The organism is Lutibacter sp. A80 (assembly GCF_022429645.1).
GTDB lineage: Bacteria > Bacteroidota > Bacteroidia > Flavobacteriales > Flavobacteriaceae > Lutibacter.
Genome location: NZ_CP092480.1, coordinates 16,084 through 29,338, shown reverse-complemented (window position 1 = coordinate 29,338; position 13,255 = coordinate 16,084). Strand labels below are relative to the sequence as shown.

General features: G+C 29.3%; 13 protein-coding genes. 3 read left to right on the top strand and 10 right to left on the bottom strand.

The annotated features are described in order from the left end of the window. The first annotated feature begins 186 nt into the window (after positions 1 to 186). The 3 genes from MHL31_RS00145 to MHL31_RS00135 all read left to right on the top strand — a co-directional run bounded on the left by MHL31_RS00145 (position 187) and on the right by MHL31_RS00135 (position 4,140). Positions 187 to 2,727, top strand: coding sequence for an ATP-dependent Clp protease ATP-binding subunit (locus MHL31_RS00145; RefSeq protein ID WP_240227067.1), 2,541 nt, complete (start codon positions 187 to 189; stop codon positions 2,725 to 2,727). Positions 2,728 to 2,839: 112 nt separating this feature from the next. Continuing rightward, entirely contained in the window at positions 2,840 to 3,274 is a 435-nt protein-coding gene (locus MHL31_RS00140; protein WP_240225903.1) for a hypothetical protein, read from the top strand. A 14-nt stretch (positions 3,275 to 3,288) separates the two neighbouring features. Then, the gene (locus MHL31_RS00135) at positions 3,289 to 4,140 is read left to right on the top strand and encodes an IS3 family transposase (RefSeq protein ID WP_240225904.1); all 852 of its coding nucleotides are present in this window, start codon (positions 3,289 to 3,291) and stop codon (positions 4,138 to 4,140) included. 57 nt (positions 4,141 to 4,197) lie between these two features. On the opposite strand, the gene MHL31_RS00130 is transcribed toward MHL31_RS00135, so the two are convergent. The 10 genes from MHL31_RS00130 to MHL31_RS00085 form a co-directional block, all read right to left on the bottom strand. Continuing rightward, the gene (locus tag MHL31_RS00130; protein ID WP_240227066.1) at positions 4,198 to 5,151 is read right to left on the bottom strand and encodes a glycosyltransferase family 2 protein; all 954 of its coding nucleotides are present in this window, start codon (positions 5,149 to 5,151) and stop codon (positions 4,198 to 4,200) included. Between the two features lie 158 nt (positions 5,152 to 5,309). Beyond that, the gene (locus MHL31_RS00125; RefSeq protein ID WP_240227065.1) at positions 5,310 to 6,149 is read right to left on the bottom strand and encodes an enoyl-ACP reductase; all 840 of its coding nucleotides are present in this window, start codon (positions 6,147 to 6,149) and stop codon (positions 5,310 to 5,312) included. Positions 6,150 to 6,202: 53 nt separating this feature from the next. Next, positions 6,203 to 7,855: a DNA repair protein RecN gene (recN, locus tag MHL31_RS00120; RefSeq protein ID WP_240227064.1), complete on the bottom strand. Its 1,653-nt coding sequence runs from the start codon at positions 7,853 to 7,855 to the stop codon at positions 6,203 to 6,205. Between the two features lie 24 nt (positions 7,856 to 7,879). Beyond that, positions 7,880 to 8,767, bottom strand: coding sequence for a DUF4835 family protein (locus MHL31_RS00115; protein ID WP_240227063.1), 888 nt, complete (start codon positions 8,765 to 8,767; stop codon positions 7,880 to 7,882). Continuing rightward, on the bottom strand, positions 8,760 to 9,974 hold the full coding sequence (gene coaBC, locus MHL31_RS00110; protein ID WP_240227062.1) for a bifunctional phosphopantothenoylcysteine decarboxylase/phosphopantothenate--cysteine ligase CoaBC: 1,215 nt from the start codon (positions 9,972 to 9,974) through the stop codon (positions 8,760 to 8,762). Before coaBC ends, MHL31_RS00115 begins: the two co-directional genes overlap by 8 nt. Position 9,975: 1 nt before the next feature. Continuing rightward, positions 9,976 to 10,308: a DNA-directed RNA polymerase subunit omega gene (locus MHL31_RS00105; protein WP_240227061.1), complete on the bottom strand. Its 333-nt coding sequence runs from the start codon at positions 10,306 to 10,308 to the stop codon at positions 9,976 to 9,978. Next, a complete protein-coding gene (locus MHL31_RS00100) occupies positions 10,298 to 11,125 on the bottom strand; it encodes an outer membrane protein assembly factor BamD (RefSeq protein WP_240227060.1) in 828 nt (275 codons plus the stop codon). The genes MHL31_RS00105 and MHL31_RS00100 overlap by 11 nt, the downstream gene beginning before the upstream one ends. Before the next feature lie 152 nt (positions 11,126 to 11,277). Next, positions 11,278 to 11,796, bottom strand: coding sequence for a ferritin (locus tag MHL31_RS00095; protein ID WP_240227059.1), 519 nt, complete (start codon positions 11,794 to 11,796; stop codon positions 11,278 to 11,280). Positions 11,797 to 11,845: 49 nt separating this feature from the next. Next, on the bottom strand, positions 11,846 to 12,721 hold the full coding sequence (dapA, locus tag MHL31_RS00090) for a 4-hydroxy-tetrahydrodipicolinate synthase (RefSeq protein WP_240227058.1): 876 nt from the start codon (positions 12,719 to 12,721) through the stop codon (positions 11,846 to 11,848). Continuing rightward, positions 12,722 to 13,243 carry a hypothetical protein gene (locus tag MHL31_RS00085; protein ID WP_240227057.1) on the bottom strand — a complete coding sequence of 174 codons (522 nt, stop codon included), beginning with the start codon at positions 13,241 to 13,243 and terminating at the stop codon, positions 12,722 to 12,724. Positions 13,244 to 13,255 lie beyond the last annotated feature (12 nt).

The window sequence follows — 13,255 nt, the reverse complement described above, 5'->3', positions numbered from 1 at the left end:
TTGTCAGCTTGTTTTTTTATTTTTTATCAACAATAAATAGTTAAAAAACACACCCTCTAAACTATTGATAGTCAATTATATACCATCAATAAAACACAAGCGTTTTTTAAATATTTAAAAACTGGTGCCGTTTTTGCATTATAAAAAGAAAAAAATCAGTTAATTTTACAATATAAACACAATATAATGGACGATAATTTTTCACCAAAAGTTAAAGATGTAATTGCATACAGCAAAGAAGAGGCACTGCGTTTGGGGCATGATTTTATTGGAACCGAGCATTTAATGCTGGGTCTAATTCGTAAAGGAACTGGAAAAGCAATAGATATTTTAAACTCATTAACTATTAATCTAGAACATTTACGTAAAAAAATAGAAGGCTTAAGCCCTATAAACTCTATAATAGACAACACATCTATTGAAAAGAAAAGTTTACGGCTAACAAGGCAAGCAGAAAAAGCTTTAAAAACTACTTTTTTAGAAGCTAAACTCTACCAAAGTGAATCTGTTAACACTGCACATTTACTACTCTGTATTTTACGAAATGAAAACGACCCTACAACAAAATTATTAAATAATTTTGAGGCTACTTACGAAGATGTTAAAACTGTTTATAAGCAACTTTTTCTCAACGAAGAAATTGAATTACCAAGAGCAGAAAATAAATCTGACGACGATTTTGAATCATCAAGATCCAATCCGTTTGAACACTCTAAGAGTGAACAAGCCCCTCAAAAGAAGTCTAAAACACCTGTTCTAGATAATTTTGGACGTGATTTAACACGCTTAGCGGAAGAAGGAAACTTAGACCCTGTAGTAGGTAGAAAAAAAGAAATAGAACGTGTTTCTCAAATTTTAAGTCGTAGAAAAAAGAACAACCCAATGTTAATTGGAGAACCAGGTGTTGGTAAATCTGCCATTGCTGAAGGATTGGCTTTACGAATTATACAACGAAAAGTTTCTCGTATTTTATTTAATAAACGTATTATTTCTTTAGACTTAGCAAGTTTAGTTGCTGGTACAAAATACAGAGGACAATTTGAAGAACGTATGAAAGCGTTGATGAATGAATTGGAAAAAAATGATGATATTATTTTATTTATTGATGAAATTCATACCATAGTTGGAGCCGGTGGAGCTACGGGTTCTTTAGATGCTTCAAACATGTTAAAACCAGCATTGGCTCGTGGAGAAATACAATGTATTGGAGCAACTACTTTAGATGAATTTAGAACAAATATTGAAAAAGATGGTGCTTTAGAAAGAAGGTTTCAAAAAGTAATAATAGAACCTACTTCCATTGAAGAAACAATTCAAATACTAAATAATATAAAAGATAAATACGAAGATCATCACAATGTAGATTTTACAAGTGAAGCTATTGAAGCTTGTGTAAAATTAACAAATAGATATATGACCGACAGGTTTCTTCCAGACAAGGCAATAGATGCTATGGACGAAGCAGGCTCTCGCATACATATTACAAATATTGTAGTACCTAAAGAGGTGCTTCAACTTGAAAAAGAATTAGAAACCATTAAAATTGATAAAACCAATGCTGTTAATGGTCAAAAATATGAAGAAGCTGCTAGATTAAGAGATGATGAAAAACGCATTGAAAGCTTACTACAAGGCGAACAGAAAAAATGGGAGGAATCTTCTAAGTTAAACCGTGAAATTGTTACCGAAGATAATGTTGCTGAAGTAGTTTCTATGATGACTGGAATTCCAGTAAACAGAGTTGCTGAAGCTGAAAGCCACAGATTACACGACCTACCAAATCTAATTAAAGGAAAAGTAATCGGTCAAGATGAAGCTGTTTCAAAAGTTGTAAAAGCCATTCAGCGTAACAGAGTTGGACTAAAAGATCCAAATAAACCAATTGGTTCATTTATATTTTTAGGTCAAACAGGTGTTGGTAAAACACAACTAGCTAAAGTGTTAGCTACTGAGTTATTTGATAATGAAGATGCCCTAGTAAGAATTGATATGAGCGAGTATATGGAAAAATTTGCTATTTCTCGTTTAATTGGTGCGCCTCCTGGATATGTTGGATATGAAGAAGGTGGACAACTTACTGAAAAAATAAGACGCAAACCTTATGCGGTTGTTTTATTAGATGAAATTGAAAAAGCACATCCAGATGTTTTTAATATGTTATTACAAATTTTAGATGATGGACATATTACCGACAGTCTTGGAAGAAAAGTTGATTTTAGGAATACAATTATAATTATGACTTCTAACATTGGGTCTCGTCAATTAAAAGACTTTGGCTCTGGTGTTGGTTTTGGAACAGCATCCAAAAAACAACAAGCAGATGAAAATGCTAAAAAAGTAATAGAAAGTGCTCTTAAAAAATCTTTTGCTCCTGAATTTTTAAATAGAATTGATGATGTAATTGTATTTAATGCTTTAGAACGTGAAGATATACATTCAATAATTGACATAGAACTTAAAAAGCTAGTTAATAGAATTGAAGATTTAGGTTATAAATTAATTTTAACTGAAGAAGCTAAAGATTATATTGCAGATAAAGGTTTTGATAAACAATATGGAGCTAGACCTTTAAAACGTGCTATTCAAAAATATATTGAAGATGCTTTAGCTGAAGAAATTGTAAACTCTAAACTAAATGAAGGTGATTCTATTTTTATGGATTTAAATAAAGAAAAAACCGAATTAACTATTAAAATTAGCAATGGAGAAAAAAATATTGAAGAATAATTCAATATAAAATTTTTAAAAAGGCTGTTTAAAAAGTTTAACTTTTAAAACAGCCTTTTTTTTATAAATACTGTCCCGTCCTGAAATAGCGATACACTAAAACACAAGTGTAATGAAAACATCAGACAAATCAGGTGCAGCAAAGCGAACTCAAAAAGATTACTCGCTTTCTTTTAAACTTCAATTAGTTGAAGAAGTAGAACAAGGATTTTTAACAAAAACCCAAGCCAAGCGTAAATATGGTATTCAGGGAGACGCTACAGTAACCAAATGGTTGCAAAAATATGGTAACTTTGATTGGGAAAACCAAGTTCCAAAAACGATGTCAAAAACTCCAGAACAAAAAATACTTGAGCTTGAAGCTAAAATAAAGCTCCTTGAAAAACAGAAAGCTAGAGCTGAACATCTAGCAGAACGTGCTGATAAAAAGGTTATTATTTTCGATATGCTTGTTGATATGGCAGAAAAGGAATATGATATTCAAATAAGAAAAAATTACACACCCGACTTATCAACATCTTCAAAGAAGAATATAAAGAAACTTTAGTTTCTACCTGTGATTTGCTCGGGGTAAACAGACAGGTTTACTATAGATCCATAAAATCAAGACTTCATAAACAAACTGTAGCACAAAAAGTTATCGTTTTGGTTCGTGATATTCGGATGCTAATGCCAAGATTGGGTGGTAAGAAATTATACTTTCTGTTAAAGGATAAATTATCACTATTAAAAGTAGGAAGAGATAAATTGTTTAGAATACTAAAAGCTAACCATATGTTAATAATACCTAAAAGAAGCTACCACATAACTACAGACTCTCATCATAGATTTAGAAAGCACAGAAACCTTGTCAGCTCAATGGATATAGAAGGGCCTGAATCAGTTTGGGTGAGTGATATTACATATATCGGAACGAGAACCAACCCTTCGTATCTGGCATTAATCACAGATGCTTATTCTAAAAAGATTGTAGGATATGATGTGTCAAAATCTTTATCAATGGATGGTTCATTGAGGGCATTGGAAATGGCTATAAATAATAGAAAATACAAAGAAAGTCCATTAATACATCACTCTGATAGAGGGTTGCAATATTGCTCGAATGAATATCAAAGACTATTAGAAAACAATGAGATTAAGCCTAGTATGACTGAAAAATATGATCCATATGAAAATGCAGTTGCAGAGCGAATAAATGGAATTTTAAAACAGGAATTTAGTGTAGCACAGAAGATTCAAGATTTTAAAGTAAAGAAGAAACTGGTCAAAAATGCAATAGAAATATACAACAATATAAGACCTCATTTATCTAACGAAATGCTAACACCAATACAAATGCACGCACAAAAAAAAATTAAACCAAAACAATACAAATCAAAAAAGCTGAACAATGATGTCATTATTCAGCTTTAATTTTTAACTTTTACCCTTTAATAATCTGTATTGGTTATTTAGGACTAGACATACATATTATTTAATTATTACTAATCCCTTTAAAAATCCAAAACCATAACCTGTAAATTGTATTAAAGTTGTTATAACACTTAAAAAAGCAACTCCAATATTTCTGTTTTTTAGAAAAGAATCTATAATAATAATTGCAAAATAAGCTCCAAAAAGCAATGCAAATATTTTTATATTAAAAACAAGTAAAAGCATTGAAAAAATAAATGCTAAAATAAATACAGAAGGAAACCAATAAGTAATTTTTGCAGTTTCTGGATATTTTCTATTTAAAAATGGTCTTCCATTTCCAAATGCAAAAGTTTGTTTAAAAAACTGTTTAAAAGTTGACCTCCTTTTATGATATACAAATGCATTCTCAATAAATTGTGTTTCAAATTTATGACTCCACAATCTAAAAGTTAAATCAATATCTTCTCCAATCTTCATTTTACTAAAACCCTCTGTTTGTTCAAATGCATTTTTAGAAATTCCCAAATTAAAACTCCTAGGTTGAAATTTATCAACCGATTTTTTACTACCCCTAATTCCTCCTGTTGTAAAAAAAGAAGTCATACTATAATTTATAGCTTTTTGTATTGCTGTAAAAGATTGATGAGCTGCATCTGCACCACCAAACGCATCTGTATATTTTTTTTCTAAGGCATTTTCTACTTCAACTAAATAATCTGGAGGTATAATACAATCAGAATCAAAAATAATAAAATAAGTTCCATTAGCTTTTTGCATACCAAAATTCCGACTTGCTCCTGCTCCACTATTTGGCTTAAAAAAATAAAATAAATTCAGTTTTTCTGAATATTTCTTTACAATGTTTTCCGATTTTAAACTAGAACCATCTTCAACAACAATAACTTCAAAACTTTTTTGATAGGTTTGTTTTGTTAAACTCTGTAACAATTCATCAATTTCTTGAGGACGGTTATAAACAGGTATAATTATTGAAAATTGTAGTTCCACAAATTATTTTTTTAAAGAATTTCAAATTTACAGATTTTAAAACAGCTAATTCAAAATTAAGCTTTAATTATCTAATTTTATTCTATTTTATATTTCATAAAAAAAAGCGAAAATTTTTAAATCTTCGCTTTCTTCAGTAAACTTGTGTTCGTTTATTTTTATTTTTCTTCTCCGTTTTCAGATTCGAAAGTTTCCATAAAATTTCCCATAATAGCATCACTTACTCCCATATTTGAGAATCCTCCATCATGAAATAAATTTTGAAGTGTTACCTTTTTTGTTAAATCTGAAAACATTGAAATTGTATAATCAGCACATTCTAATGCAGTAGCATTTCCTAGTGGCGACATTTTTTCTGCATAAGCAATAAAACCATCAAATCCTTTTACACCACTACCTGCTGTAGTTGGAGTTGGAGATTGTGAAATTGTATTAACTCTTACTTTTTTATCACGTCCAAAGAAATAACCAAAGCTTCTAGCAATAGATTCTAAATACGCTTTATTATCTGCCATATCATTATAATCTGGAAAAACACGTTGTGCAGCCATATAAGATAAAGCCACAATACTTCCCCATTCACTCATTGCATCCTTCTTATATAAAACACTCATTACTCTATGAAATGATAAGGCTGACACGTCAAATCCTGTTTTTGTATAATTATAATCTTGTTCTGTATAATGGTTTCCTTTACGTACATTAACAGACATACCTATTGAGTGTAATACAAAATCTATTTTACCACCTAATAATTCAACAGATTTATCAATTAAATTTTCTAAATCTTCCATAGATGTTGCATCGGCCGGTATTATTTGTGAACCTGTTTTTTCAGCCAATTCCGAAATAGTTCCAAAACGCATTGCAACTGGTGCATTTGTTAAAACAAATGTTGCTCCTTCTTCATGAGCTCTTTCAGCAACTTTCCAAGCAATTGATTTTGAATCTAATGCTCCGAAAATAATACCTCTTTTACCTTTTAATAAATTATACATAATTTTAATGTTGTTTTCGATTTAATTTAATTGAGTACAAATATAGTAAATTCTTAATTTAACAATTGTTTTGCGTGCTCAATTGCTGTATCTGTAATATTTTTACCACTTAACATCTCTGCAATTTCCTTAACACGCTCATCTACATTTAATTGCCTCAATTGTGTAATTATATTATTATTTTTATCTTCTTTATATACTTTATAATGTTGTTGACCTTTAGCTGCAATTTGTGGTAAATGTGTAATGGTAATTACTTGCATATTAGCACTCATCTGCTGCATAATATCAGCCATTTTTTGAGAAACATCTCCAGAAACTCCCGTATCAATTTCATCAAAAATAATAGTTGGTAGTTTAGAATATTCAGAAAGAATGGCTTTTACTGCTAACATTATTCTAGATAATTCTCCTCCTGAAGCTACTTTTTTAAGCTCTCCAAAGTTAGCTCCTTTATTTGCAGAAATTAACAAATGTAATGCGTCTTTTCCATTAGAAAAATAATTATCAGTTTGTCTAATATCAAATTTAAAACGCGTATTTTCCATTCCTAAATTAGATAGAATTAATTCTAACTTTTTTATTAAAATAGGAATTGCTTTTTTTCGTTTGCTATAAATTGAACTTGCTAATTTATCTATCTTTTCTGCTACAGATTTTATTTCAGCTTCCTTCGCTTCAATTTCACTTGAAGAATTTTGAACAGCATCCACTTTTACAGAAAGCGCTTCTTTAATTTCTAATAATTCTGCAATGGAATTTACAGTGTGTTTTTTTTGCAAGTTATAAATTAACTGCAACCTATCGTTTAATTTTTCTAGTTCAGAAGGATCAAATTCAATATTTTCATTTAAATTTTCAATTTCAGCTGAAACATCATCTAATTCAATTTTTAAACTTAAAGCCCTCTCATAAAGCTCTTTATATTCTGAAGAAAAAGACTTAATTTTATTTAAATTAGCTGTAAATGCAAGCATTAAAGCTTGTATACCAATTTCTTCATTTAAAGCTAATGCTTGTGCTTCAATTAAATTTAATTTAATTTCTTCAATATTATTTTCTTTATCTAACTGCTGTTCTAAAACTTCTTGTTCATCAGCTTTTAAATTAGCTTTTTCTAATTCAGTAAATAAATGCAAATTGTACTCGTACTGTTCTTTTGCGGCTTCTTGCTCGTTTTTAAGTGTTTTTAACTCTTTTGTTAATTTATTAAAAATAAGTAATCCCCTTTTGTACGATGCTATTTTTTCTGCGTTATTGGCTAATGCATCTATTATATAAAACTGAAAATCGTCATTCGACAACTGTACTGTTTGGTGCTGTGAATGTACATCTATAAGTTTTTCACTAAGTAATTGTAGTGTTTGAACTGTGGTTGGAGTATCATTAATAAAAGCACGTGATTTTCCACTTGGTAAAATTTCGCGTCTAATAATTGTTTCTTCTTCAAAATCTAAATCTTTTTCTTCAAAAAAAGATTTTAATTGATAATTTGAAATTGAAAATTGCCCTTCAATAATACATTTTTTAGAAGTATCCTTTAAGGTAGATGAATCTGCCCTTTTACCTAATACCAAACCTAGAGCTCCTAATAAAATAGATTTACCAGCTCCAGTTTCTCCTGTAATTATAGATAAATTATCTTGAAAATTTACAGACAAACTTTCAATTAAAGCATAATTTTTTATGGAAAGATGTATTAGCATTCTATAGGTTTGAAAATTAAGAAATTACTTTATAGCTTCCCATTTAGAAGCATTTAAAGGAGAGATTCTTAATAAATCTTCTTTTAATTCACTGGTATCAACTCGCGGTCCATCAGAAAAAATATCAACTATCTCATCGGCTTTTGAATCCATAAAAACACGTAATAAAAATGCATTAGGACGTGCATCATAAATAGTTTTCAAATTTTCTATAACCTTAAAAACTGTTTGTTTTGCTGTTTTTACATCCCTACTCATTTGATCTAAACCATTAAAATGATAATTAAACATGGCCTCTCTAAACATGTCATAAGTTGGAGATAACATATTATCAATTAAAGTAAATCGTGTTTTTGTACCATCATTTTGATTCCAACCAGTATAACCACTCTGTTGAGCTAAAACTAAAATATCTTGTGCTTTCGAGAAATATGCTGTTCCGCCATTTAATGAAAACGTATCTGCATCCATCCCTAATATTGTATACACATAAAATGTAACTATCGAAACTAAATTAGATTCAAAAGAGTTTTCGTTAAACTGTAAAGGTTCAAATTCTGTATATTGAAAAGAAAAATTATCATCTTTAAAATTAAAAACAGGAGTTACGTAGTTTGAATTATAAACAGGACGCGATGATTGTATTTGTATGTGCCCTTTAAAATCAGTTCCAGATTGCTCTAAAATAGTTAGAGTTAAATTACAATTAATCAGCTCTTGAGGTTTGTAATTAAAATTTGTCCATCTGTTCTGATTTACAAATTCATTTAATGAATTTTGTAAAGTCGTAAAAATTTGTTTGTTAGAGCCAGGTATTTTATCCGAATTTACAGTAATTGTACAATTTAATTCTTGTGCATTCAACTGTATAAATGCAAACAAGGCGAATACTATTTGAACTATTTTACGCATATATTTTATTCAAAATTACATTAAATATATCTTCTGCAACTGCTGCTTTAGATTTTAGACTAAATTCGGAAATATTTTCGGATTTATCAATTATTGTAACTTTATTTGTAGGCTTTTTAAATCCAGCACCAGAATCGTTTAATGAATTTAAAACGATTAAATCTAAATTTTTAGTTTTTAATTTGCCCTTTGCATTCTCTAATTCGTTGTTAGTTTCTAAAGCAAAACCTACTAAAAACTGCTGTTTTTTAATGTTTCCTAATGATGCTAAAATATCTTTAGTTTTTACCAATTCAATAGCCATTGAATCTGATTTCTTTTTTATTTTTTGTGCTGCAACATTTTTAGGTTTATAGTCTGCAACTGCTGCAGAAAGAATTGCAATATCTACAGAACTAAAATAGTTATGAACTTCGTTATACATTTCTTCAGCACTAACAACATCAATTCTTTTAATTAAACTATGAGAAACCGTTTGATGAGAAGGTCCTGTAACCAAATACACATTTGCACCTAAACTTGCTGCTTTTTTAGCTATTTCAAATCCCATTTTACCAGAAGAATGATTTCCAATAAAACGAACAGGATCTATTGCTTCGTATGTTGGTCCTGCTGTAATTAGCACCTTTTTATTAAATAAAGGCAAACCTTTTACAATATCATTTTCTATAAAAGAAACAATATTTTCAGGCTCTTCCATACGTCCTTCTCCCTCTAAACCACTCGCTAAAAAACCAGTTGATGGAGGAATAAACACATTTCCAAAGCCTTGTAATTTTTCAATGCTAGTTTTGGTTGAAGGATGTTTATACATATCCAAATCCATTGCTGGAGCAAAATATACTTTACATTTTGCGGATAAGTATACTGCTAGCAATAAATTATCACAAACACCATTAGTCATTTTAGATAATGTATTTGCTGTTGCAGGAGCTACAACCATATAATCTGCCCATAAACCTAAATCTACATGACTATTCCATTCTTCAGTTTCTTGATCTCCTTTTTCAAAAAAAGTAGAATATACTGGGTTTTGGGATAATGTAGCTAATGTTAATGGAGTAACAAAATCTTTAGAAGCAGGAGTCATTACAACTTTTACTTGTGCACCTGCCTTAATAAAAAGTCGTACTAAATGTGCTGTTTTATAAGCAGCAATACCTGCGGTAACGCCTAAAAGTATGTTTTTACCGCTTAAAATTGACATCCTATTCTTTATTTGTATCTATGTCTGGGTTTCTATGGTAAATTTTACCTTCTAACCATTCTTCAACAGCTATTGCAGTTGGTTTTGGTAATTTTTCGTAAAATTTAGAAACTTCAATTTGTTCTTTATTTTCAAAAACCTCATCTAAACTATCGGTGTAAGTAGCAAACTCTTCTAATTTCTCGATTAATTCGCTTTTTAAATCTCCACTAATTTGTTCCGCACGTTTAGCTATAATTGTAATAGCTTCATAGATATTGTTAGTTGGAGCCTCTATAAAGTCTTTGTCGTAAGTTATAGTAGTAGGTGCTGCTTTTGTGTTTTTATAGTCCATTTGTTTCCGTTTTTAATGCAATTAAAGAGTTTAACTCGTTATTTAGGTTAAGTAGTAATTCGTTAGTTTCAGGTAAATAATCTGATTTTGGAAAGCTTCTTTTAAATCTTTCGTGAATTTTAATAGCGTTATTTAGCCTTTCTTCTTTTTTCAAAATATAACTATTTACAGCTAAATTATTTGCTGCTTTAAATTTAAGGTACATAGCTTCTTCTTTATATGAAGTACCTAAATAATCTGCTAATAAGTTATCGAATGCTGCTATTGCTGCAATATAATCTTCTGTATGATAATATTGTTTTGCTATTTCAAAAGATTTTCTTTCTAATTTTTTTGTAAGCGTTTTTATATTTTCATTTGCTTCGGCTACCTTATCAGATTCAGGATATTTATACAAAAAATTCTGCAATGCTGTAATAGCTTCTTGCGTATCTTTTTGGTCTAAACTAAATACTGGTGAAGCTAAAAAATAACTATGAGCAGAAAGATAAGCAGCTTCTTCTATCTTAGAACTTTTAGGATAGTTTTTTGCAAACTTATCAAAATAATAAGCCGCTAATGTATACTGTTTTGTATTGTAGTGTGATTGTGCAATCATAAATTGAATACGCTCCATTTGAGGTTTTCCTCTATATGAAGGCGTAATTTTTTCAAATAATTGTATTGCTTTATTATACTTTTGGCTTTCATACAATTGTGAAGCCATAGCATACTGTTCTTCAACCGTACCTTTATTTAATACTTTTTGATATTCACCGCAAGATGAAACACCAACAGTAACTAATAAAATTAGAATATATATTTTATTTTTAAGCATTTGGCAAAAATAGTTATTTATTATGGATTATTAAAATGATTTTTTATTTATAGAAATAATTAAAAAATTATTTAATTATTTTATAATTAACCACAAAAATAACTTGCTTTTACAATATATAGTATGTAGCAATCTTAATTGTTTGTTAATTGTTAAACTGCAGGAGGTGCTACTGAGCTTACAACTGTTATTTGTTTTATATCATTATCAAACAAATACAAGCCTCCTTTATCGTCTCCAATTAAATTAATTTTATCTAAAATAGTTCTAGCCTGAGCTTCCTCTTCAATTTGCTCAGCAACATACCATTGTAAAAAGTTATGTGTTGCGTAATCTTTTTCTTCTAGAGCAATATGTACTAATTCATTAATACTTTGCGATACAAATACTTCATGTTTAAATAAGGTTTCAAACATTTCTTTAATTGATCCAAACTCCAATGCTGGTCCTGCTAATTCAGAAACTTTTGCATGACCTCCTCTTTCATTAATATATTTAAAAAATTTCAACATATGTTGACGTTCCTCATCTGATTGTCCATACATAAATTGTGAAACCCCTTCTAAGCCTTTTAATTCTGACCAAGAAGCCATTGCTAAATATATTTGAGAAGATTCTGCTTCAATTCTAATTTGCTTATTTAAAGCTAACTGCATATTTTCTGATAACATAATTGACTTTTTTTTATTACTAATTCACTATTTTACAAATGTAAAATTACTAATAATTATCTATAAAGCTAATTAATTTTTGTTCTAATTTTTCAGTAGCTTTAACCAATGGTAAACGCACATTAGAAATACAAATTGCTTGTTTTTGCAATAAAGCTTTAATTCCAGAGGGATTACATTCTTCAAAAATATAATCTACGCTATCCATTATTTTATAATGTAATTTATAAGCTTCTTCAACATTTTTTTGTAAACCTAATGCAATCATTTTAGAAAAATCTTTAGGTAAACCTTGACCTATAACTGAAATTACACCTGCTCCACCAGCTAAAACCATTGGTAAAGCAATCATATCGTCGCCAGAAATTACCATAAAATCAGTTGGTTTATGTTGAATAATACGCATAGCTTGTACCAAATCTCCTGCTGCCTCTTTAACAGCTACAATATTTTTAAAATCATTTGCCAATCTTAAAACTGTTGAAGGCTCCATATTTTTACCCGTTCTACCTGGAACGTTATATATAATTATTGGTTTGGGACTTGCTTTAGAGATTGCTTTAAAATGTTGGTAAATTCCTTCTTGGGTAGGTTTATTATAATATGGTGATACTGAAAGTATGGCAGAAAACTCGGTTAAATCTGTGGTTTTAATTTCTTCTACAACTGCCATAGTATTGTTACCTCCAATTCCAAGAACTAAAGGCAATCTCCCATTATTTTCTTTAATAATTGTTTCTTTTACCAAGGCTTTTTCCTCAGCAGTTAAAGTTGCAGGTTCTCCTGTTGTACCTAAAACAACTAAATAATCAACACCATTATCTATTTGATAATTCACCAAACGAGCTAACCCTTCAAAATCTACCGATAAATCTTCATTAAAAGGTGTTACTAATGCTACCCCAGCTCCTAACAATTCTTTCATTTATACTTTGTTTAAAATCTCTAAATATTTTTTTAACTCCTTATTAAACAACTCTATTTCATCTACTTTACAATTTATCAACAAATCGTAAAAACGATTATCTAAATTTGCAAACCCAACTTTAAAAGCTGCTTGAATTTGCAATAATAATAAGTTATTGTATAAATTATCAACTTTGTTATAGTTTATTAACAAATCGTATTTTTTTGTTAAAATACCTTTCAAATTTTCATTCTTAATTTTACCGTACCAACCAAAATCTTTTGATGAAAAAATTTGAGTATCACTAGTGTCTTTTGCTTTTTTTTGTTGAAAAATCACCAACTCAATAGCTTCCACTTTTAAACCTAAATTACTTTTAATATTGTTTAATATTTCATCCTTTAAAGAGATGTCATCTAATAAAATAATTACATTTTTTATTTTTCTAGAAGCGATTTTAGAAGTAACAGCTGCTAATTCTTTATTTTTTTTATTAAAAAATAATTGGTTACTTTTTCGTTTAATTCCTGTAAAAATCATTTATATTTACCG

Bases quoted from the DNA above. Each gene is read 5' to 3' on its own strand.
- MHL31_RS00145 (WP_240227067.1), top strand. From the start codon at position 187: ATGGACGATAATTTTTCACCAAAAGTTAAAGATGTAATTGCATACAGC.
- MHL31_RS00140 (WP_240225903.1), top strand. From the start codon at position 2,840: ATGAAAACATCAGACAAATCAGGTGCAGCAAAGCGAACTCAAAAAGAT.
- MHL31_RS00125 (WP_240227065.1), bottom strand. From the start codon at position 6,149: ATGTATAATTTATTAAAAGGTAAAAGAGGTATTATTTTCGGAGCATTA.
- recN (WP_240227064.1), bottom strand. From the start codon at position 7,855: ATGCTAATACATCTTTCCATAAAAAATTATGCTTTAATTGAAAGTTTG.
- MHL31_RS00115 (WP_240227063.1), bottom strand. From the start codon at position 8,767: ATGCGTAAAATAGTTCAAATAGTATTCGCCTTGTTTGCATTTATACAG.
- coaBC (WP_240227062.1), bottom strand. From the start codon at position 9,974: ATGTCAATTTTAAGCGGTAAAAACATACTTTTAGGCGTTACCGCAGGT.
- MHL31_RS00105 (WP_240227061.1), bottom strand. From the start codon at position 10,308: ATGGACTATAAAAACACAAAAGCAGCACCTACTACTATAACTTACGAC.
- MHL31_RS00100 (WP_240227060.1), bottom strand. From the start codon at position 11,125: ATGCTTAAAAATAAAATATATATTCTAATTTTATTAGTTACTGTTGGT.
- MHL31_RS00095 (WP_240227059.1), bottom strand. From the start codon at position 11,796: ATGTTATCAGAAAATATGCAGTTAGCTTTAAATAAGCAAATTAGAATT.
- dapA (WP_240227058.1), bottom strand. From the start codon at position 12,721: ATGAAAGAATTGTTAGGAGCTGGGGTAGCATTAGTAACACCTTTTAAT.
- MHL31_RS00085 (WP_240227057.1), bottom strand. From the start codon at position 13,243: ATGATTTTTACAGGAATTAAACGAAAAAGTAACCAATTATTTTTTAAT.